Genomic DNA, 20,452 nt, shown 5'->3' with positions numbered 1-20,452 from the left:
GGTTATTTTCGTCACTGTGCGCCATCCCCCAGCGCCAGAAGGTTGTTGCGATCGGCCTTGGTAAACAGATTAAAGAAATTGTCCGTCGTGACCCGGGCGATTTCTTCGACGCTGACACCTTTAATTTCCGCCAATTTTGCCGCCGTATGGGCGACATAACTGGGTTCATTGGGTTTGCCACGTTTTGGTACAGGTGCCAGATATGGCGCATCTGTCTCAACCAGCAACCGATCCAGCGGCACATCTTCAAGAGCGGCACGAATTTCCTTGGCGGAGTTAAACGTGATGATGCCCGAACACGAAATGTAAAATCCGATTTTCAAGGCTCGCTGCGCCAAGGCCGCAGAACTTGAAAAACAATGGATAAGGCCGGGAAACGGCCCCTTTTCATATTCTTCTTCAAGAATATCCATCGTGTCATCATCCGCGTCCCGGGTGTGAACGATCAAGGGCAACCCGGTTTCACGACAGGCCGCGATATGCGCACGGAAGCTTTCCTGCTGTGCATCGCGCGGGGCATTATCATAGAAATAATCAAGGCCGCTTTCACCGATACCAATGATTTTGGGATCAGACGCCTTTTCGATCAGGGCATCGGGGGTTGATATCCCCTCCTCGCCCGCCTCGTGCGGATGAACCCCGATCGTGCAATAAATATGGTCTGCCTGCGCGGCAACCGCACGAACCTGATCGAACGTTGTCAGTTTCACGCCGATGCTGACCATCATGCCAACACCGGCATTTTTCGCACGCGCGACGGTTCCGGCAAAATCATCGGCAAATTGCGGGTAGTCCAGATGGCAGTGGCTGTCGACAAGAGCGACATTCATGCCTTCTCTCCTTCGGCTTCCGGGTCAACAAAGCGTGGGAAGACGCCTTCGGGTTTGGGCAACTCGGTGCCAACTGCCAATGCGTGATCAGGACCAAGGGTTTCAAAGCCGCGTTTGTCATCGGCAAGAACCAGAAGATCAAGAATCTTTGCTGCGGAATCTGGCATGATGGGTTGAACAAGGATCCCGACATGGCGGATAACTTCGGCCAGAACATAAAGAACTGTTTCCATACGTGCCGGATCGGTTTTCTTTAAGCCCCAAGGCGCCATTTCGTCGACATAGCGATTGGCATCGCCCACCAAGCTCCAGATTGCTTCAAGTGCCTTGTGGAAGGCCTGCTCGTCAAACAGCGGACGCACGGTATCGAGCATGACGTATGCTTTACCAAGAATATCCTTGTCGGCATCTGTGAATTCACCCGGCGTCGGAACCGCTGCACTGCAGTTTTTATGGATCATCGACAACACGCGCTGGCACATATTGCCAAGGTCGTTGGCCAATTCACTGTTCATCCGGCTGACCATGGCGCGATGGCCAAAATCACCATCATTGCCAAACGGGACTTCGCGCAGCAGGAAATAACGGGTTTGATCAAGGCCATAGCGTTCCGTCAGATCATAAGGATCAATGACGTTGCCGATTGACTTGGAAATCTTCTGACCTTCGTTGGTCCACCAGCCGTGCGCAAACACACGTTTGGGCGGCGCGATGCCTGCTGCAAGCAGGAATGTCGGCCAATACACAGCGTGGAAGCGCAAGATGTCTTTTCCAACCATATGCAGGTCCGCCGGCCAGAATTTTTCAAGTTTGGCCGGATCGACGTCTGGATAGCCAATGGCGGTCAAATAGTTGGTCAGCGCATCAAGCCAGACATACATGACGTGATCTTCATCATTCGGTACCGGCACACCCCATTTAAAGCTTGTGCGTGATACCGAAAGATCGTGCATGCCACCCTTAACAAAGCTGATGACTTCGTTACGACGTGACGGTGGTGCGATGAAATCGGGGTTGTCGTCATAGAATTTCAAAAGACGATCACCCCAAGCCGACAGCTTGAAGAAATAGCTCGGTTCCGACACCCACTCGACGGGAGCTCCCGTCGGTGCGATTTTTTCACCGTCTTTTTCGATCAGTTCTTTTTCGGCGTAGAATGCTTCGTCGCGGACCGAATACCAACCGTCATAGGATCCAAGATATATCTCGCCCTTTTCAAGCAACGTCTTCCACAATGCCTGACATGCTTTCTTATGACGTTCTTCCGTGGTGCGGATGAAATCGTCATTGGAAAAATTCATGTGTCCGGCCAGATCGCGAAAGTTCTGCGACACTTGATCGGTAAAGGTCTGCGGATCAATGCCTTTGGCCGCAGCAGATTTATCGACTTTCTGACCGTGTTCATCCGTACCGGTCAGGAACATCACATCAAAACCGTCAAGGCGCTTAAAGCGGGCCAATACGTCACATGCCAAGGTGGTATAGGCATGGCCAATATGTGGCTTGTCATTGACGTAATAGATCGGTGTCGTGATGTAATAGGGCTGTTTGTGCCCGGTCATGGCCGCAAATCCTTCGCGCAAGTCGTGAAACAAAACGGCCCGATTGGGCCGTGATGATCGAAATTTCGGTTGTTAGGCGTTGATGTCAGTTTCGCATGGTTTCTTCAAGCATGAAGAACGCATTCAGCAAGGCTTGTTTACGATCAAGATGCAAACCACGGGTCGCGCCCATCAATTCGTTGATCTTTTCCCATACCTCTAGCCATTGATCAAGCGGTTGCGATGCTGCCATACGCTGCATGGCTGGTAATTCACCGTCCACAATCTCGCGTGGTGCTTGGCCAGTAGCGGCAAAACGGATCATCCGTGCCAGCCACCAATGCAAAAGTTCGGTGATTGTCGCGAACGATGCATCCTTATCGGCGGCGGAAAAACGTTCGGCAAACTTGTGTTGTCCGGCGACATCCGCATTGGGGAGTGCAGCAATAAGGGTGACCAACTCGGTATAAAGCTCAAGCCCGCCAACTTTGTGAAGCTGTAAGGCGCGGCCGACACTGCCTTCGGCTAAACCAGACAATGCATCGCGATCGCCAAGATCCATGTCCGGGCAACAACGCCCCAAAAGATCAACAACCTGATGTTCTTCAAGTACCCCAAGATTAAGACGGCGACAGCGTGACCGGATTGTCGGCAACAACCGGCCCGGATGATGCGCAACCAGGATCATCAGGGCGTTGGCAGGCGGTTCTTCCAGAACCTTCAGAATCGCATTGGCAGCATTTCGGTTAAGCTCGTCTGCCGCATCGACAATGACAACACGCCACCCGCCCTCGGCCGAGGTTTTAGACATGAAATTGCCAACCGTCCGCACACTATCGACCGTAATTTCGCCCTGTAGACGCTTTTTCTTTTCATCATATTTGCGTTCAATGACTTTGAGGTCACCGTGCCCACCACCGGCAATACGGCGAAAAACCGGATTTTCAGGGTCGACGTAAAGACCATTTGGGCTGTCACCAAATAAACCTGCACCACCGTCAGCCTCGCCGCCCGAAAGGATAAAGCGCGCCATTCGGTAAGCAAGTGTCGCTTTGCCAACCCCACGCGGGCCACACAACAGCCACGCATGATGCATGCGTTTGCTGTTCCAGGCATCCAGAATGGTTTTCTCGGCCTCTTCGTGGCCCAGAAAGGCATCGTTTTTACGTGGGGAAAAAATGTCGTCGTCGGTTTCCGTCTCGTCAGCACGGGCCATAAGGTTAGCTCCCCTGCCCGGTTAGACCGTCTTTCACCGCGAAAATCATTCGTTCGGCGACAGTATCTATGTCACTGTTGGCATCAATCATGCGGCAGCGATCCGCATCCGCTTGCGAAATTTCCTTGAACCCGTCACGCAGACGCTGATGAAATTCCACGCCCATGCGCTCAAACCGATCTTCTGCCGCACTGACATTGGCAAACCGTGCCCCTGCCCGGTCAAGACCGACTTCAATTGGCAGATCAAAGATCAAGGTAAGGTCCGGTTTGAAATCGCCAATCGCCAAAGCCCAGAGATTGCGGATGTACTCGGCCCCCAATCCATGGCCATAACCCTGATAGGCAACCGATGAGTCGGCAAACCGGTCACACAGAACAATTTTACCATCGGCCAAGGCCGGTCGAATGGTGCGTTCAACATGATCACGGCGTGAAGCAAACATCAAGAAAGCCTCTGTCACGGCATCCCAGCGACCGGGATCTCCGGTGAGCAACAGGTTACGGATTTCCTCAGCACCAGGTGACCCACCCGGTTCGCGGGTGACGACAACGTCGCGTCCCTGATGGCGGAACCATTCTTCAAGACGTCGAATTTGAGTGGTTTTTCCGCTGCCTTCGCCGCCTTCAAAACTGATGAAAAGGCCGGGCTTTTCACTCACCCGTTTGCTCCCCACAGCAGATATTTGATCGCAGCCCCAATGCGGCCAATGAACCCAAGGCGGCCGACATCATGTGCGGCATAGAGCGGGAATTCACGGGTTTCCTGATCAGCCATTTCGACTTTCAACGACGCGACTTGTGCGCCCTTGGTAATCGGTGCGGGGATCGGTCCCTCGTAAACAACGGAAACTTTCATGTCATTACGCGCACTGCGTGGCAAGGTCAGAAGAATGTCCTTATCCGAAACAAGGTCAACCTTTGTTTCCGCACCAAGCCAGACATTGGCCGAACCAACTGTTTCGTCCTTGGCAAACAGATCGTAATTGTCAAACTCACGGAAACCCCAATCAAGAAGTTTCTGTGATTCGGTACGACGTTCACGCACCGACCCAAGACCATTCACGACAAGGATCAAACGACGACCATCGCGCTCAGCTGACGCCGTTAGGCCATAACCAGCCGTTTCAGTATGACCGGTTTTAAGTCCATCTACACCGGCGCTGGTCCCCAAAAGCGGGTTACGGTTGGGTTGACGGATGCCGTTATAGGTAAATTCTTTAACTGAATAGAGTTTGTAGAGTTCCGGGAAATCGCGAATTGTATCGCGCGCCAGTGTGGCAAGGTCATGAACGGTGACAAGATGCCCTTCTGCCGGCCAGCCTGTCGCATTTTTAAACACCGACTTGGTCATGCCGATGTTGCGGGCTTCTTCGGTCATTTCCGTGGCAAAGGCATCTTCTGTCCCGGCCAGCCCCTCTGCAACGACGATGGCGGCGTCATTTCCCGATTGTACGATAATTCCGTGCAGCAGGTCAGAAACAGAGACGTCGGAGTTTACCTCAACAAACATCTTGGAACCGCCCTTGCGCCAGGCTTTTTCGCTGACGTGGAACGTATCATCCATAGATACACTGCCGTCCTTAATATGCTTAAACAGCATATGGACAGTCATCATTTTGGTCATGGAGGCCGGTTCAGTCAGCGTATCGCCTTCCTTGTCCAACAGAACAGTGCCGGTATCAAAGTCCATGATAAAGGCTTCGCGCGCATTCGTCTCAAGAGCATGGGCGCTGGTCATTGACATCGCCATAATAGACCCAAGTATCGCGGCACCTGCCACTACTCGGTTCAGACGTTTCTTGAACGGAATTGGCGGCATCAAAGTCATAGCGTCCTAACCTTGTAAACTAGAATTCAGTTGTACCGGGCGACCGGCGTCTTCAAGCTGTTGCTTATGTCGCAAATCCGGCAAAATTGTGCAACAGCCTGAGAGTTTTCTCATAAAACAAAAATCTGTTTGCCGCATAGACTTCTGAGCCTGTGCCATTCTCAAACAGATCAAAAACCATAAACGATGTTTAGCAAACCGAACTTGATTTCGGCGCCCCTCCCACGTTTTCTGCACATTCGACCACAACTTTTGCACCGTTCTGGCCTGTCGCAATCACCCGTTCGAGCAAAATGTCTGCTTCGGGAACGGTATTAAGCGGACCTAGTCGAACACGGTAAAATGTCGTCCCTTTAACCTCAATCGGTTCTATCTTGCTTGGGCCCATGTCATACAGACGATTGCGCAGATTAAGCGCATTGTCATAGATCGAAAAGGCACCTGCCTGAACATAGATCGCCGATGTCGTCACCGGCTCTACGCTGATGACGGCCGCTTCTTCGATTGTACCTTCAAGGGAGTTTTGTTCGACACTGGCCTGCGTGCTTGGTGGTGGTGTCAGGATAATTTTAGACGTGGTTGGCTCGCCACTATCCGTGATTGGACCATCATCAAGACGCACCGTTTCCACGGTATCACGCGGTGCTGCCGTGACAGTTTTCTGTTCGGCGGCTGATACTGCAACTGTTGGCGCGGCTTCGCCTTTTGCAATGGCGGCCATCTGTTTGCTGTCGAGTTCGACTACTTCCACAAGGACTTTGGCCGTACCCTTTTTCTCAAACCCGAGCAATTGGGCTGCACGGCGCGACATGTCGATGATCCGGCTATGAGCAAATGGACCTCGATCATTGACACGCACTTTTAGCGAACGTCCGTTTTCAAGGTTGGTAACACGCACGACACTTGGCAAAGGTAGGGTTCTGTGGGCCGCTGAAATTTCGTACTGGTCGAAAGTTTCACCGTTCGCGGTTTTCTTGCCATGGAATTTTGGCCCATACCAAGAAGCAATGCCGGTCTCGCTATATTCATAATCGACGGCTGGATAGTACCACTGCCCTGCAATCTCATACGGGTTACCAATTTTATAGTGTCCAACCTGGGTTGGCTGAGACTGACCACCCCCGAGGCGTTTTGCCCCGTGAACTGCGAGCTGGGTTTCGGCACAACCTGAAAGCAGCACCCCCAAGGCAACAGCAGTGATACCAATGCGTCCTTTGGTAAACATCCGTCTAAACGCACTGTTATTCGTATCTGGCATCAAGGTGTCCCCGCTTAAAGATGCTCTGTTCTTTGTAACATCCGTCACTGAATATCACATGGCGTATGCTTAATCTTAGTACCCGGCGATTGCATCGGCCAAGGTGCCAACAGCAATGGCAAAGTATGTCGACCGGTTCCAATGCATGATGGTGTGGAAATTGTTATAAACCATATATGCGGGACCTTCACCGTCATTTACGATGACAATCGATGCATCCATATCTGCTTTGGGAAGATCACCGCCATTTGGCATTCTAACGCCAACTTTTTGCCATTCGCTGATCGGTTTGCGAATATCACGTCCTTCGAGTTCCTTGTCGAAATCCTTGGGAAGCGTAATTTCACGACCCCAGCGCTCATCAGCATTCCAACCAACCGTTGAAAGATAGTTCGCTGCGGATGCAAAGACATCTTCCTTTGCGCCCCAGAGGTCAATCTTTCCGTCGTCGTTCCCGTCACGGGCATAGTTCAGGAAGGTCGATGGCATGAATTGGGCTTGCCCCATTGCACCGGCCCATGATCCGGTCATGTCCTCAGCCGCAATATGTCCGGCATCAATGATCGTCAGCGCATTCATAAGCTCTTTGCGGAAGTATTCCGCCCGCCGACCTTCGAACGCCAGTGTGGCAAGTGAATCGACCACCGAGTAACCACCCGTATGTCGACCAAACCCGGTTTCAATTCCCCAGAACGCCGTCAAATATTGACCAGGCACCCCATATTTCTTGGCGGCGGCATCAATGACGGCGCGGTTCTCTGCATATTTCGCGCGACCTTCGTTGATGCGCGATTGCGGAACAACTCGCTGAATGTATTGCTCGAACGTCAGTTTGAATTCAGGTTGGCTGCGGTCATATTCGATGACCTTCGGGATTGGTTTGGTGTTGGCAAACGCGATTTCAAGCGTCGGTTCTGAAATGCCCTTGGCAGCAGCTTCTTTTTTAAAGGCGACAAGCCAGTCTTCGAACCCTTCAGTGGTGAATTCCGGAAGCTTTTCGTCAGTCTGCGCAAAGGCAGGCGCGCTTGCGGTGATTACGGCAAGTGCGGAAGCGGCAGTCAGGAGTTTCCAGAATTTCATCAAAAGCCTCATCCAAGATATCAGTTACCAGCATCCTTAGGCTTAGGCCCAGGAAACCATTCATCTGTTCGCCCGGTCCAGTAATAGGCGGTCAATCCAGCCCATTCACGCAGACCACGGCTTAGGGATTTGATAGCGCCTGAGACGTTAAGACTTGCTAAATGAAGGTCATCAGAAGTGAATCTTCCGACCGGATAGGCAATAATTTTCCATCCTGCTTGGCGGAAAACACCAACAGCGCGTGGCATATGATCAGCTGAAGTCACCAAGACCCAAGGCTTTTGTGATTTTTCCGGCCAACGGCCAAAGACCAATGTGCGCGTGTTCACAGCATTCTCATGTGTGTTACGTGCTTCGGTCTCAAAATACATGTTCGGGGTTCGCAGGCGCGAATCGCTTAGCCATTTTTGCAAGACTTCCGCTTCACTAAACCCACGATCGACCAAGACGCCGTCCTTACCCGTAAAAATCACCGGTTTGTCAGGATGGCGATTGGCAAGGCGCAACATCGTAAACACCCGGTCCGGGGCGCTTAAAAACTGCACATCGCCGCGATTTAGGTAACTTGCGGGATCAATAGTACCAGACAAGGTAATAACGCCGGCAAACTCGGTATGATCCAGATCTGGCTTGGCAAACCGTGTTTCAAGCGTGTGTGACAGAAATCCCCCAACGGGGATGATTGTGATCAACACCGTCATGACGGTAACGCCAATCAACGACATAACGGCAAATCGGCGGGTTCGCTTCAGGCATATCAACAGCACAAGCAGTAAAAGAATAACCCCATGGACCAATCCAATATTGATCAGATAGCCAACGGTTTTGGAAAAAAAATAAAACACGAGAAATCAGCCTGATGAACGTCGATCCAGAGTTGCGGCCACCATACTGTATCGGTGCTTTTTGACCAGCTTTTGATACAATACGCGATTGCCCTATTGACAGTAAGGCACTGCCAATTTATTGAAAGCGCCCAGAGCGATATGCTCCAACCGATTTTGCGGAGAGGTGGCAGAGCGGTTGAATGCAACGGTCTTGAAAACCGTCGTGCCTTTACGGGTACCGTGGGTTCGAATCCCACCCTCTCCGCCATTCCTTCCGACTCAGATCAAACATCTATAATGCCTTACAGGCCAAACAGCCTGAAAGATGCCGGGCTGTGTTCGTAGCAACGCAAACCACATCACAAAGGCCCAAGACATGAGCGAACTACCACCCTGCCCTAAATGCCAGTCAGCTTACACCTATGAAGATGGTGAATTGTTGATTTGTCCAGAATGCGCACATGAATGGTCAGCAAGCGGTGATGCGGCATCAGAAAATGTCATTCGCGATTCCAACGGCACTCCCCTTGCGGATGGCGATACCGTTTCTGTGATCAAGGACCTCAAGGTCAAGGGATCTTCGTCCGTTGTCAAAGTTGGCACCAAGGTGAAGAATATCCGCCTTGTCGGTGGCGATCACGATATCGATTGCAAAATACCGGGCATTGGGCAAATGGGACTGAAATCAGAGTTTGTAAAAAAGGTCGTGGAATAACACCGCTTGATCATTACAGCCTTGATCTCCAAAGAAAAAGCGCACCAGATTCTGGTGCGCTTTTGTCGTTTAGGGTGGTGTGCTGGAGGTTAGTCCGCACCACCTGTTCGGAACGTCGTTCCCGGTTTTGGGTTAACGATCCGTTGGATGAAGAAGGTCGCAATGGCAATCCCGATACCGATCAGATCGGTCAGAATGCCGCCTTCGATCATGAACAGGGCAGCAGCCACCAACGCAATACGCAGGAACCAGACCGCGGTTCTACCAAGGAACCAGCCCTGCACGCCAGAAGACAATAAGAACACGCCAACAATGGCCGTTACCAGCGCCTGGCCGATCTGCAGATAGGTACCGTCCATCAAAATGGCGGAGTTATAGAAGAACATGAACGGCACGATAAAGGCAGCAATGCCGATCTTGAAAGATGCCATCGATGTTTCCATCGGATTGGCACCGGATATACCGGCCGCCGCATAAGACGCGAGTGCCACGGGCGGAGTAATTGCCGAAACAACCGCAAAGTAAAACACGAAGAAATGTGCTGTAAGCGGTTCAATTCCAAGTTCAATTAACCCTGGCGCAACCACAGATGCCGCAACCGCATACGCCGCCGTTGTTGGCATCCCCATGCCTAAAAGAATGGCAATCATCATCGCAAACACTAGCGCCAACAGCTGAGATGCTTCGGCCAAACCAAGCAGAAGGTTGGAGAACCGCGCGCCAACACCTGTCAGGGCGATAACCCCGACAATGATACCGGCACAGGCACAAACTGCGATGATCTGGATCGACATTGCCCCAGCCAGTTCGAATGCCTTGGCAACCGATTTAATACCAACCCTGTGGGGGGTCAGCCAACTGACAACGACCGCTGCCACGGTGGCCAAAGTACCCGCACGAATGACCGAATAGCCCATGAAAAGGGCGATGATCAGGATGATGATCGGAAGGAAAAGAAATACCTTTTTGATCATTTGGTTAAAGCGCGGCAGCTCGTCTTCTCTCATGCCGCGCATACCAAGCTTGGCGGCTTCGAAATCGACCATGAAATAGATCGAGACGAAATAAAGGATGGCCGGAATAATTGCGGCAATCGCGATCTCGGTATAGGGAATGCCGGTGATCTCTGCCATGATGAAGGCACCTGCCCCCATGATCGGCGGCATGATCTGCCCGCCGGTCGAGGCCGCAGCTTCAATCGCACCAGCTGTTTTCTTGTGGTAACCCACCTTTTTCATCAAAGGAATGGTCAGCGACCCGGTCGCAACAACGTTGCCAGCCGACGTACCGTTGATCATGCCCATCAAACCCGAAGCGAAAATCGCAACCTTTGCCGGGCCACCCCGCGCCCGCCCCGCAACTGAGAAAGCAAAGTTGACGAAATAATCGCCTACCTTTGATGCCTGAAGGAAGGCTGCAAAGATGATGAACAGAATGATGTAAGTCGATGAAACGGCCGTTGTTGGGCCAAGGATGCCGGCATCGGTGTAAACCTGACTAAAGAAACGCTGCCACGTGATGGCAGGTGATTGCAGGAACCCCGGTAGAAATTCACCAACGAAGACGTAGCACAAAAAGATCGTCGCAATGATCACAAGTGCAAGACCCGCAACCCGGCGGGTGAGCTCCATGATCAAAAGCGTTCCCGATACCGCCGCAATCGATATGCCGATCGGAGCAAACGGCGTGCCGGTCGAGTTGCGCATCAATGTGCCGTAAATCGTAATCAAATAGAGCGCAACAGCCAGACCACAGACGGTCAGCACGAAATCTGGTGGGGAATATTTCTCGCGACTGGTTTTATGGAACCATGAAAGGACAATACCCCCAATGGTCGCTACCATCAATGGCGCGCCAAACAGCCATGTTTCATTGAATTTAATGCCTGCATCAATGCCATTCCACATGACCCCATTGTCAATTTCAAAGGCAAAACTGACGGCGGTTCCAACGGCAACAAAGGCGGGTACCAGCAAGACATAGGAAAGATACCCCAGGAGCGGTGTCTCACTGGTACTATCTTCGACAAAGCTGTTTGCCGAATACCACAGAAAACCAAGTGCTAACGCACCAGCCACATGGACTATGCGGAAATTCCACGTTTCAAGTGGGAAATCGGGCAAGAATGCAAGATCAACCAAGCCGCCTGTCATGCCTGACAAAGACACCCCATTCAGGGCAAGCATATGAAAGGCCGCATAGATCGCAGCGGCCAGGGTGATGAAGGTTAGTCCCCTGCCCTCAAAAAGACGGCGATTGCTTTCAACCGGTTCGTCATCCACGCCTTCAGCGATGAGAGGTTCGTCTTCAACCTGGCTGTTTTCGGTCATCAGGTTTCCCCACACTCTTGGTTCATTATTTTTTGGCCACTTCATGCGGCAATTGAAAAAAAGCGGGCCGCCATCCTTGGACGGCCCGCTTTATCGACATTCTCAGGCGTGATTTATTTGATCATGTCTGCGGGAATGTTCGCACCATTTTCGTTAAACCACTTCGCAGCACCCGGATGCCACTTCATGACTTTGTTTTTGTTCCAGTTGGCAGGAACAGTCGAACGTGCCGCACGGTGAATTGACACCATGCGATCATTGTCCGACATCACAACGTCGGTTGCGGCATAGACAAAGCTTTCCGGAAGATCACAATTGGCAATTGCGAAGTTCCACATCGACACTGAACGTGCCGGTGCCGTCAGCGTGGTATAGGTGTCGGCTGCAATATCAAACTCAGATACCGGGAATGCATCCATGATCTTTTGCTGCTCATCAGCAGTGAACTCGATGATGTTTACATCAGTCTGAACTTCAAGCTGGCTCACGGCCGGAACCGGGACACCGGCTGCGAACGCGATCACGTCAAGCAACCCATCCTGAAGCTGACCGCCAAGATCTGACCAGCCCCCATTGCGGCGTTCGAAATCAACACCGAGTTCTTCCAGCATCCGTGGGAAATAGGTGTCCGAGGTCGAGCCTGCTGGACCAAAACCAATTTTTGCACCAGCCGGAATTTCGGCAACGGACTTAATCCCCGAAGACGAAAGTGCGGTGATCGAGAACGGTGTCTGGTACATCGGGAACATTGCACATGCGTTGGTCATCTGAACGCCCGGTGCAATCGGATTGGTCCCGGCAAGTGATTCTGCCGCTGGGCCCATTGTGGTCATACCAAAAGCCGCTTCGCCGGTGTGAACCAGTGCCATGTTCTGCATTGGCCCACCGGTGACTTCACCACCACCGGAAATGCCAAGCTCTTCGGCAACAAGGTTTGCCCAGCCAGAACCATATGCGAAATACGTTCCGCCCTGTGAAGCGGTGCCGACAGTAAAGCTGTCAGGCCAACCTGCACGATCCTGTGCCACGGCTGCGGTGCTCCCGAACGCGAACGCGACTGCCATCCCTGCAAATAATGCGCGTTTCATTTATTTCCTCCGATTGACGGTAATTTTTAAGACTTTGCCCCCAAAGCCATTTCCTCATATGGGGAAACCAAAGGTTGAAGGCAATGCGCTATATTATCAATAGGTAAAACGCCTCATTTGAAAAGTGATGTCGATCTCTGCGCCCCTGATACTTTGGTCGTACGTCTCGTGTTTCTTGGGGCACACACATACCTAATTTTTTTCTTATGTAGCTTTCAAATCAGCCAATTAATGGCTTGCAAAGCCCAGTAATCGACCCAGCCTGAAGAAGAATTGGCATTTTCAAAAGGTTTGGGCGATAGGGTTGAATATTGTTGCCGCCGTCGAACAACAAGGGGCCGCGCCCTAGGAAATCGCCAGTAGTGTATCGCGTGCGGCATCGGGAACGCAGGAAGTCTCGCAAAATGTTGCCGCCGCATCGGATGCATCGACGACGGTCAGTGAAGAAGCCAATTCCCTATTGCCGTCATCAAACGAAATGCGCGAGCAGCCCCATCTATTGCATGATGAAGTTCTTCGCTTCTTGCAATCGGTACGTCGCAATCAGTGATATGTTTAAAGTCATAACAGGTCAGAGTTCATCAAGCTCTGCTCACCTTTATATAGTGCCGGGTTTGAGATAACGAAGAGGAATTGCACGGTAAGGACGTTTCGAGAACGGAAAATACCCGTAATATTTAGCCCCCTGTCAAATAATCCAATATTTTTAAGTGGTTTTTTATTGCGTAAAAACACGTACTGATGCACGATTTTTGCGGGAAGATTTCGCAAAGTGCTTATAAAGCAGGCAAAGTCGTAGATTTCTTCATAAAACTGCAAAAACCTGTGGAAATACCTGCGACCGACAGGCAATTATTTACCCACAAGGAACGCTACTGCGTGAATTGTAGGGGGACATCCGTTTGCGGATGTTAAAGACGAATTCGAATTTCAGAACTTTCAACAGGGGAATTTTTAACTCGATATGAGCAAAAACATACCCGCCTTGCAGGTTGAAGGGATGTTCAAAAGTTTTGGGGACCACGAAGTTCTCAAGGGCATTGATTTGACAGCCAACACCGGCGATGTAATTTCCATCATTGGTTCTTCAGGCTCTGGCAAAAGTACATTTTTGCGCTGCATCAACCTTCTTGAGACCCCGAACGCGGGGAACGTCCATGTTCATGGGGAATTGATCCGCATGCGCACCCTCAAGGACGGCAGTCAGGATGCAGCCGACAAAAAACAACTCCAACGTATTCGCACCAAATTGGCGATGGTGTTTCAGAGCTTTAACCTCTGGAGCCATTTGACCATTCTGGAAAACGTGATCGAAGCGCCGGTACATGTTCTGGGCATTCCGAAAAAGGAAGCCATCGAACGCGCGGATGCGCTGTTGCATAAAGTCGGCATGTACGAACGTCGCGATTACTATCCGGGCCATGTTTCTGGCGGGCAACAACAGCGCGCGGCAATTGCACGCGCACTTGCCATTGAGCCCGAAGTTCTTCTGTTTGATGAGCCGACATCGGCACTGGATCCGGAACTGGTTGGCGAAGTTTTACGTGTCATGACAGATCTTGCCGAAGAGGGTCGCACAATGCTTGTGGTGACCCACGAAATGGGATTTGCCAAAGGGGTATCGAGCCACGTGATGTATCTGCATCAAGGATGCGTCGAAGAGTTCGGCGACCCGAAAGAAGTTTTCGAGAATCCAAAATCAGACCGCATGAAACAATTTCTTCAGCGTGATTTCTGATCTGGGGTGACAGCTGCATTGATATGCAGCCGTCCAAGAATAGCCGTAAGAATTGCGTGCTGTTCCAATCAACAAGGGAGACTATGAATGAAAAAATGGATCAAGGTTGCAACCGCTGCTGCGCTTGGCGTGGCAATGAGTGCTTCTGCGGCAAATGCTGCATGGGAAAAAGTTGTTATTGCGACCGAGGGTGCGTACCCCCCGTTCAACGAGATTGATGCCAACGGCAAGGCAATCGGTTTTGATGTTGATATTGCAAATGCTCTTTGTGAATCAGCTGGCTTAACCTGCGAAATTGTCACCCAAGATTGGGACGGCATGATTCCTGGCCTATTGGCTAAAAAGTATGATGCCATTATCGCCCAGATGTCGATCACCGAAGAACGGAAACGTTCGATCGATTTCACCAACTATTATAGTGCCAGCCCGGCCGTTTTCGTTGGTAAGGAAGGCATGGAAGTCAATGCCTATGCCGATGGCGAAGTTGTTGAAGATGCACTCGATGGCATGGTCGTTGGTGTCCAGCGTTCGACCACGCATTCTTCGTTCCTCGAAGACAACTTCCCGGGCGTTGAAATCCGTCTTTATGACACCCAAGACAACGCGTTGCTCGATCTGGTTGCTGGTCGTATCGACGTGACCCTGGCTGATTCCGGCGTACTTTTGAAATGGGTCGAGTCTGATGACGCCGCCGGATATGCGTTCGTATCGGATGCATTTGCACCGGAAGAGTGGTTTGGTGCTGGCGAAGGTATTGGTATCCGTAAGGAAGACCAGGATTTGAAAGAAATCTTCAACAAGGCGCTGGAGGACATTCTTGCCGACGGCACCTATGAAGAAATCAACAAAAAATACTTCACATCCGTCAACCTGCATTCGCGTTGATCAACGGATATTTCGGGGCGGCACATAGTTGCCGCCCCTTTCCGTTTCTGTTGGTTCAGATCATCGCACACGAATGATATCGATGGGCATCAAGGTTTGCTGGAGACACCATGTTTGATTTATACGGCCGCGGCTGGCAAATGCTTGAAGGGGGATTTGTCACGATTCAGCTTTGCCTGTCTGTCTTGCCTTTTATGATCATTATCGGGTTGCTGGGGGCATCGGCGAAATTGTCGTCGTTCCGCCTGCTGCGTATTATAGGTGAAAGTTACACGGTAATTATTCGCGGAATTCCCGAGCTTCTTGTTATTTTGTTGATTTATTTCGGTGGTACCATTGCCATTCAGAACTTGGCCGAATGGATGTCGGGCGAAGAAACCCGCGTTGATATTCCAGCATTCTGGTCAGGTGTCGCCGCCCTTGCCCTGGTTCAGGGGGCGTTTGCGTCTGAAGTCTTCCGCGCAGCCATGCAATCCATCCCGGTCGGTCAGATTGAAGCGGCAACCGCATGTGGCATGACGCCTCGCCAAATATTCCTGCGTATCAAGCTTCCACAACTATGGCGGTTTGCCCTGCCCGGTTTGAATAATCTGTTTCAGGTTTTGATCAAGGATACGGCCCTTATTTCTGTGGTCGGTGTTGAGGAAATCATGCGCAAGGCCGCCATCGGGGCCGGAACCGAAAAAGCCCCCTTTACCTTCTATCTTGTTGCGATGTTGATGTTCCTGGCCTTTACGACGATTTCTCTTTTCGTTTTCAACCGACTTGAAAAGCGGGCTGCCCGCGGGATCGCGAGGGCCTGATAAATGTTTGAAGATTTTATCTACGTTCTGACAAAATATGATGTCTGGCTGTGGCGGGGTTTCTTGCTGACAGCGCAACTTCTGGTAATTTCAGTTGCCTTTGGCACAGTTCTGGCCATTCCACTTGCGGTGGCCCGTGTGTCCAAGAAAGTCTGGATACAGGCCGTTCCCTTTGCTTTCATCTATATGTTCCGCGGCACCCCCCTGATCGGGCAATTGTTCATGATGTATTATGGGGTCGGCCAGCTGGTTGCCAACATTGATGGCATTCAGGACCATTGGACGTGGACATATCTGCGCGACCCATATTGGTACTGTCTTCTGACATTTGTTCTTAATACTGCAGCCTACGTCGCCGAAATCATGCGCGGTGGCATTCAAAACGTTCCGGGCGGTGAAATCGAAGCAGCACGCGCATGCGGGATGACTCCGTTCACCACCTACCGCCGCATTATTTTCCCGCGTATGTGGCAGATGATCTGGCCTGCCTATACCAATGACGTCATTTTTACCCTTAAAGCCACATCGCTGGCATCGACGGTGACCTTGATTGAATTAACCGGTGCCGCCCGCAAGATTGTCGCCCGCACCGCCCTGCCCTATGAGGCATTTATTTCCGCTGGTCTGATTTATCTGATCATTGTGTATGTCCTGACACTTGGCTTTAAGATGATCGAGCGGTACTTACGGCGAAGCGAAAAACGTAAGGATAAACTGCCCGGTAAAATCAAACCCATGGGGGTCTGATTTGAATATTTTTTGGTCAATATGTGTGTCGAGAACGCAGTATTGATATCAAAAAATTGTATAGCTTCATCACGTCATATCGTTGCCAACGCAGGACCAGAAAATGCAAGAAGACCGCATTAACCTTGTGCGTCCGCAGATGGGGACATCCAGAGCACTGACCGTGCGCCGCTATGGCAAAGTAGGCAGCGGGCCGAAGGCCTATTTTCAGGCTGCCTTGCATGCCGATGAACTTCCCGGTGTCATTACCCTTCATCACCTGGAAGCCTTGCTTACAGAAGCCGAGGCCAAAGCTGAAATCACCGGCGAAATCGTTATTGTTCCGTTCGCCAACCCAATCGGCTTCACCCAGTATGTTGATATGAAACCGCTTGGCCGGTTTGAGATGCGCAGCGGTCAGAACTTTAACCGCCACTATCCTGATTTAAGCGCAGCCCTGATTGAGGCGGTGGCATCCAAGCTGACGCAGGATGCCGATCAGAATGTTGCAATCATTCGAGCTGAATTACGACGCCTGATTGCCCAACATCGTAAAGACAGCGCACCGCTAACCGATCTTGTTGATTTGCGTCTGACCCTTGCGGAACTGGCGATTGATGCTGACTATGTGATGGATTTGCATTGTGACTGGGAAGCCCCGATGCATCTTTACATCAGCGATCACAACTGGCCAGATGCGGCTGACCTCTCAGCCCAGATTGGCTCGGAATGCAGTCTGATTGCAGAGATCAGCGGTGACAATCCGTTTGACGAAACATTCAGCCGTCCCTGGGTCGAGTTGCGCCGGGTCTATCGCGATGAATTCCCCATTCCAATGGCGACCCTTGCCACAACGATTGAGCTTCGCGGCGATCGCGATGTGTATGATGACTATGCGATTAAGGATGCGAACAATCTGTTTAAATTCCTGCAGCGTCGCGGCCTGATCAAAGGTGATCCGGGGGCCCTTCCTGATGCCAAATGTGATGCCACCCCGCTTTCAGGTGTTGACCGGGTAATGGCGCCGCATGGCGGTATGGTGGTGTTTCATGTTGAAGCCGGGGAAAAAGTCGAAGCAGGTCAGGAACTTGGATATGTTCTTGACTGTGAAACCGGGCAGAGAACCGACTTTTCAAGCCGGACCAACGGCGTTCTTTATTCGCGCATTGGCATTCGCCTGATCGTTCCGGGTGGGTATTTGTGTTCTGTCGCTGGCGCAGAACCATTACCGGGCCGCGAAGGGCAACTTTTACTGTCAAAATAATCCATCAGATAGGCCATTGGCAGGTTCTGATTCAAACTGTGTTTTGGGACGGATTGATTGATTGCTTGGCCAAGGTTGGATACCTTTGTCGCCGGTATTCAGTCTCGATCAGACCGTGATTGAAACCGTCTTTCGTCATCATCGTTAAATGGTGATGCACACCAGAATAATTTGCGTTCTACGCGTTGCAAGGATGACCTGATGTTCGACCCGAAAACCGTTCCCGACGTTATTAAAATGGCCGCGAAAAAGGCCGTTTCTGACGCCGAAACCGCGCGTCGCGCCATTTCCGTTCTGGATCTGACCAGCTTGAACGATGACGATACGCCCGAGGTAATCGAGGCCCTGTGCAAACGCGCGCAAACGCCTGCGGGCAATACAGCTGCGGTTTGTGTGTTCGCACCGTTCGTTGAAACGTCATGGCGGGCGCTGGGCCAAAGCGGGGTTAAAACCGCGACAGTTGTTAACTTCCCCGAGGGCGGTACCAATGCCCAGCGTGTTGGCGATGAAACAGCCGACTGCGTTGCCAAGGGTGCCGATGAAGTTGATCTGGTTCTTCCCTATAAGGCGTTTCTGTCGGGTGACTTGGCAAGTGTGGTTGATGTTCTTAACGCAACACGCACGGCCTGTGGCCCCATGACCACCATGAAAGTCATCCTTGAAACCGGTGAATTTGATGACCTGTCAAAGATTTATGACGCCGCACGCCTTGCGATCAAACACGGTGCGAATTTTGTCAAAACCTCAACCGGGAAAGTCCCAGTTGGTGCGACGCCGGAAACAGCTGTTGCTATGCTGACAGCCATCCGTGATGCGCGCGATGAAGACGCTGCTGTTGCTGGTTTCAAGGCATCTGGCGGAGTAAAGACCACTGGTGACGCCGCCCTTTATCTTGCAATTGCGGATGAGATCATGGGCGACGGCTGGGCAACACCGCAAACCTTCCGGTTTGGGGCCAGTGGCGTTTTAACCGCTCTGCTGGAAACCTGCGGCATTGATCAGAACAATGCACCTGCGGCGACTGGTAACTACTAGAAAAAATTACTATCTGCCAGACAGCATAAGACGGCAGAACATGGTTGAAGGAAGACATTAATGGCACGTGCCATCATCATCGTGGCAGACAGCTTTGGCATTGGCAGCGCACCGGATGCGGCCAAATTCGGTGATCAGGGTTCTGACACTCTGGGTCATATTGCAGAACATTGTGCTCAGGGCCTTGCTAATAACGATCAACGCAGCGGGCCATTGCATATTCCAAACATGGTCGCACTTGGTCTGGGCGAAGCCGCAAAGGACGCCACTGGTCGCGTTCCACCGGGATTGGATCATGGCGGTGCGATCCTTGGTGCGTTTGGCCATGCCAAGGAACTGTCACGCGGCAAAGACACCCCAAGTGGTCATTGGGAAATTGCCGGTGTGCCCGTCGATTTCGATTGGGGCTATTTCCCGCAAACGGTTCCGACGTTTCCAGCGGAATTGACCGATGCCTTTATCAAACAGGCAAAGCTGCCCGGGATTCTTGGTAATTGCCATGCATCTGGCACAAACATTATCGCCGACCTTGGTCAGGAACATATCAAAACCGGCATGCCGATTTGCTATACATCGGCCGACAGCGTGTTCCAAATTGCCGCACACGAAGAACATTTCGGTCTTGATCGGCTTTATGATATCTGCGAAATCGCATTCAAACTGGTCGAACCGTATAATATTGGCCGCGTGATTGCCCGCCCGTTCGTTGGCGAAAGCCCCGCGGATTTCAAACGTACTGCAAACCGTCGTGATTTGGCCATCCCGCCGCACAAACCCACTTTGCTTGATCTGTTCAGCGATGCGGGCGGCAAGGTCATTTCGGTTGGCAAGATCGCCGACATCTATGCCCATCGCGGGATTGCAAAAAAGGTCAAGGCATCGGGCAATATGGCCCTGTTTGACGCCATGATGACAGAAATCGCCGAAGCGCCTGATAACAGCATTGTGTTTACCAACCTTGTCGACTTTGACATGGAATTCGGCCATCGTCGCGATGTGCCGGGCTATGCCAATGCACTTGAAGAGTTCGATGTCCGTATTCCGGAATTGCGCAACGCCCTGAAACCGGGTGACCTGGTGATTGTAACCGCCGATCATGGCTGTGACCCGACTTGGCGTGGGAATGATCACACGCGTGAATTTGTGCCGGTACTGGCCTTTGGCCCTGCGATTGCGCCCGGCCCGTTTGGAATGCGCGAAACCTTTGCGGATATTGGCCAAACGGTCGCCGATCATTTAGGCATTGCGCCGCTTGCAACAGGCACGTCTTTTTTAAACGGATAACG

At 51.6% G+C, this 20,452-nt stretch carries 18 protein-coding genes and 1 tRNA gene; 9 read left to right on the top strand and 10 right to left on the bottom strand.

Going from position 1 to position 20,452, the window contains the following annotated elements; translation table 11 throughout:
• Positions 1–11: 11 nt before the first annotated feature.
• The 8 genes from K355_RS0104085 to K355_RS0104050 form a co-directional block, all read right to left on the bottom strand.
• A complete protein-coding gene (locus tag K355_RS0104085; RefSeq protein WP_022730835.1) occupies positions 12–830 on the bottom strand; it encodes a TatD family hydrolase in 819 nt (272 codons plus the stop codon).
• A complete protein-coding gene (gene metG / locus K355_RS0104080; RefSeq protein ID WP_022730834.1) occupies positions 827–2,392 on the bottom strand; it encodes a methionine--tRNA ligase in 1,566 nt (521 codons plus the stop codon). The genes K355_RS0104085 and metG overlap by 4 nt, the downstream gene beginning before the upstream one ends.
• Before the next feature lie 85 nt (positions 2,393–2,477).
• Positions 2,478–3,587 carry a DNA polymerase III subunit delta' gene (locus K355_RS0104075; RefSeq protein WP_028791305.1) on the bottom strand — a complete coding sequence of 370 codons (1,110 nt, stop codon included), beginning with the start codon at positions 3,585–3,587 and terminating at the stop codon, positions 2,478–2,480.
• A 4-nt stretch (positions 3,588–3,591) separates the two neighbouring features.
• Entirely contained in the window at positions 3,592–4,248 is a 657-nt protein-coding gene (tmk, locus tag K355_RS0104070) for a dTMP kinase (RefSeq protein WP_022730833.1), read from the bottom strand.
• The gene (locus K355_RS0104065; RefSeq protein WP_244271089.1) at positions 4,245–5,327 is read right to left on the bottom strand and encodes a D-alanyl-D-alanine carboxypeptidase family protein; all 1,083 of its coding nucleotides are present in this window, start codon (positions 5,325–5,327) and stop codon (positions 4,245–4,247) included. The genes tmk and K355_RS0104065 overlap by 4 nt, the downstream gene beginning before the upstream one ends.
• 280 nt (positions 5,328–5,607) lie before the next feature.
• A complete protein-coding gene (locus K355_RS0104060) occupies positions 5,608–6,675 on the bottom strand; it encodes a septal ring lytic transglycosylase RlpA family protein (RefSeq protein WP_028791303.1) in 1,068 nt (355 codons plus the stop codon).
• Positions 6,676–6,750: 75 nt separating this feature from the next.
• Entirely contained in the window at positions 6,751–7,755 is a 1,005-nt protein-coding gene (locus tag K355_RS0104055; RefSeq protein WP_022730829.1) for a lytic murein transglycosylase, read from the bottom strand.
• Between the two features lie 20 nt (positions 7,756–7,775).
• The gene (locus K355_RS0104050; RefSeq protein WP_022730828.1) at positions 7,776–8,600 is read right to left on the bottom strand and encodes a YdcF family protein; all 825 of its coding nucleotides are present in this window, start codon (positions 8,598–8,600) and stop codon (positions 7,776–7,778) included.
• A 160-nt stretch (positions 8,601–8,760) separates the two neighbouring features.
• Between K355_RS0104050 and K355_RS0104045 the strand changes: the two genes are divergently transcribed.
• Together K355_RS0104045 and K355_RS0104040 are read left to right on the top strand one after the other, a co-directional pair.
• A tRNA-Ser gene (locus K355_RS0104045) sits at positions 8,761–8,850 on the top strand.
• Between the two features lie 108 nt (positions 8,851–8,958).
• A complete protein-coding gene (locus K355_RS0104040; protein WP_028791302.1) occupies positions 8,959–9,297 on the top strand; it encodes a zinc ribbon domain-containing protein YjdM in 339 nt (112 codons plus the stop codon).
• Between the two features lie 89 nt (positions 9,298–9,386).
• Here K355_RS0104040 and K355_RS0104035 read toward each other — a convergent pair whose 3' ends face one another.
• Positions 9,387–11,627, bottom strand: a complete 2,241-nt coding sequence (locus K355_RS0104035) for a TRAP transporter permease (RefSeq protein WP_022730826.1) — start codon at positions 11,625–11,627, stop codon at positions 9,387–9,389.
• A 113-nt stretch (positions 11,628–11,740) separates the two neighbouring features.
• Positions 11,741–12,715, bottom strand: a complete 975-nt coding sequence (locus K355_RS0104030; protein ID WP_022730825.1) for a TAXI family TRAP transporter solute-binding subunit — start codon at positions 12,713–12,715, stop codon at positions 11,741–11,743.
• Positions 12,716–13,679: 964 nt separating this feature from the next.
• Here K355_RS0104030 and K355_RS0104020 point away from each other — a divergent pair.
• The 7 genes from K355_RS0104020 (at position 13,680) to K355_RS0103990 (ending at position 20,450) form a co-directional block, all read left to right on the top strand.
• The gene (locus tag K355_RS0104020) at positions 13,680–14,453 is read left to right on the top strand and encodes an ABC transporter ATP-binding protein (protein ID WP_022730823.1); all 774 of its coding nucleotides are present in this window, start codon (positions 13,680–13,682) and stop codon (positions 14,451–14,453) included.
• 87 nt (positions 14,454–14,540) lie between these two features.
• Positions 14,541–15,338 (top strand): lysine/arginine/ornithine ABC transporter substrate-binding protein, encoded by a 798-nt coding sequence (locus tag K355_RS0104015; RefSeq protein WP_022730822.1) that lies wholly within the window; start codon positions 14,541–14,543, stop codon positions 15,336–15,338.
• A 110-nt stretch (positions 15,339–15,448) separates the two neighbouring features.
• Positions 15,449–16,141 (top strand): ABC transporter permease, encoded by a 693-nt coding sequence (locus tag K355_RS0104010; RefSeq protein WP_022730821.1) that lies wholly within the window; start codon positions 15,449–15,451, stop codon positions 16,139–16,141.
• 3 nt (positions 16,142–16,144) lie between these two features.
• Entirely contained in the window at positions 16,145–16,888 is a 744-nt protein-coding gene (locus tag K355_RS0104005) for an ABC transporter permease (RefSeq protein WP_022730820.1), read from the top strand.
• Positions 16,889–16,991: 103 nt separating this feature from the next.
• On the top strand, positions 16,992–18,131 hold the full coding sequence (locus K355_RS0104000) for a succinylglutamate desuccinylase/aspartoacylase family protein (protein ID WP_022730819.1): 1,140 nt from the start codon (positions 16,992–16,994) through the stop codon (positions 18,129–18,131).
• Positions 18,132–18,332: 201 nt separating this feature from the next.
• Positions 18,333–19,166 (top strand): deoxyribose-phosphate aldolase, encoded by an 834-nt coding sequence (gene deoC / locus K355_RS23065; protein WP_022730818.1) that lies wholly within the window; start codon positions 18,333–18,335, stop codon positions 19,164–19,166.
• 60 nt (positions 19,167–19,226) lie between these two features.
• A complete protein-coding gene (locus K355_RS0103990; RefSeq protein WP_022730817.1) occupies positions 19,227–20,450 on the top strand; it encodes a phosphopentomutase in 1,224 nt (407 codons plus the stop codon).
• Positions 20,451–20,452: the final 2 nt, after the last annotated feature.

It is taken from the genome of Thalassospira lucentensis MCCC 1A00383 = DSM 14000, from assembly GCF_000421265.1.
Taxonomy (GTDB): domain Bacteria; phylum Pseudomonadota; class Alphaproteobacteria; order Rhodospirillales; family Thalassospiraceae; genus Thalassospira; species Thalassospira lucentensis.
This window is presented reverse-complemented; position numbering and strand designations above follow the sequence as displayed.

Bases quoted from the DNA above. Each gene is read 5' to 3' on its own strand.
- K355_RS0104085 (WP_022730835.1), bottom strand. From the start codon at position 830: ATGAATGTCGCTCTTGTCGACAGCCACTGCCATCTGGACTACCCGCAA.
- metG (WP_022730834.1), bottom strand. From the start codon at position 2,392: ATGACCGGGCACAAACAGCCCTATTACATCACGACACCGATCTATTAC.
- K355_RS0104075 (WP_028791305.1), bottom strand. From the start codon at position 3,587: ATGGCCCGTGCTGACGAGACGGAAACCGACGACGACATTTTTTCCCCA.
- K355_RS0104065 (WP_244271089.1), bottom strand. From the start codon at position 5,327: ATGACCAGCGCCCATGCTCTTGAGACGAATGCGCGCGAAGCCTTTATC.
- K355_RS0104060 (WP_028791303.1), bottom strand. From the start codon at position 6,675: ATGCCAGATACGAATAACAGTGCGTTTAGACGGATGTTTACCAAAGGA.
- K355_RS0104055 (WP_022730829.1), bottom strand. From the start codon at position 7,755: ATGAAATTCTGGAAACTCCTGACTGCCGCTTCCGCACTTGCCGTAATC.
- K355_RS0104040 (WP_028791302.1), top strand. From the start codon at position 8,959: ATGAGCGAACTACCACCCTGCCCTAAATGCCAGTCAGCTTACACCTAT.
- K355_RS0104035 (WP_022730826.1), bottom strand. From the start codon at position 11,627: ATGACCGAAAACAGCCAGGTTGAAGACGAACCTCTCATCGCTGAAGGC.
- K355_RS0104030 (WP_022730825.1), bottom strand. From the start codon at position 12,715: ATGAAACGCGCATTATTTGCAGGGATGGCAGTCGCGTTCGCGTTCGGG.
- K355_RS0104020 (WP_022730823.1), top strand. From the start codon at position 13,680: ATGAGCAAAAACATACCCGCCTTGCAGGTTGAAGGGATGTTCAAAAGT.
- K355_RS0104015 (WP_022730822.1), top strand. From the start codon at position 14,541: ATGAAAAAATGGATCAAGGTTGCAACCGCTGCTGCGCTTGGCGTGGCA.
- K355_RS0104010 (WP_022730821.1), top strand. From the start codon at position 15,449: ATGTTTGATTTATACGGCCGCGGCTGGCAAATGCTTGAAGGGGGATTT.
- K355_RS0104005 (WP_022730820.1), top strand. From the start codon at position 16,145: ATGTTTGAAGATTTTATCTACGTTCTGACAAAATATGATGTCTGGCTG.
- K355_RS0104000 (WP_022730819.1), top strand. From the start codon at position 16,992: ATGCAAGAAGACCGCATTAACCTTGTGCGTCCGCAGATGGGGACATCC.
- deoC (WP_022730818.1), top strand. From the start codon at position 18,333: ATGTTCGACCCGAAAACCGTTCCCGACGTTATTAAAATGGCCGCGAAA.
- K355_RS0103990 (WP_022730817.1), top strand. From the start codon at position 19,227: ATGGCACGTGCCATCATCATCGTGGCAGACAGCTTTGGCATTGGCAGC.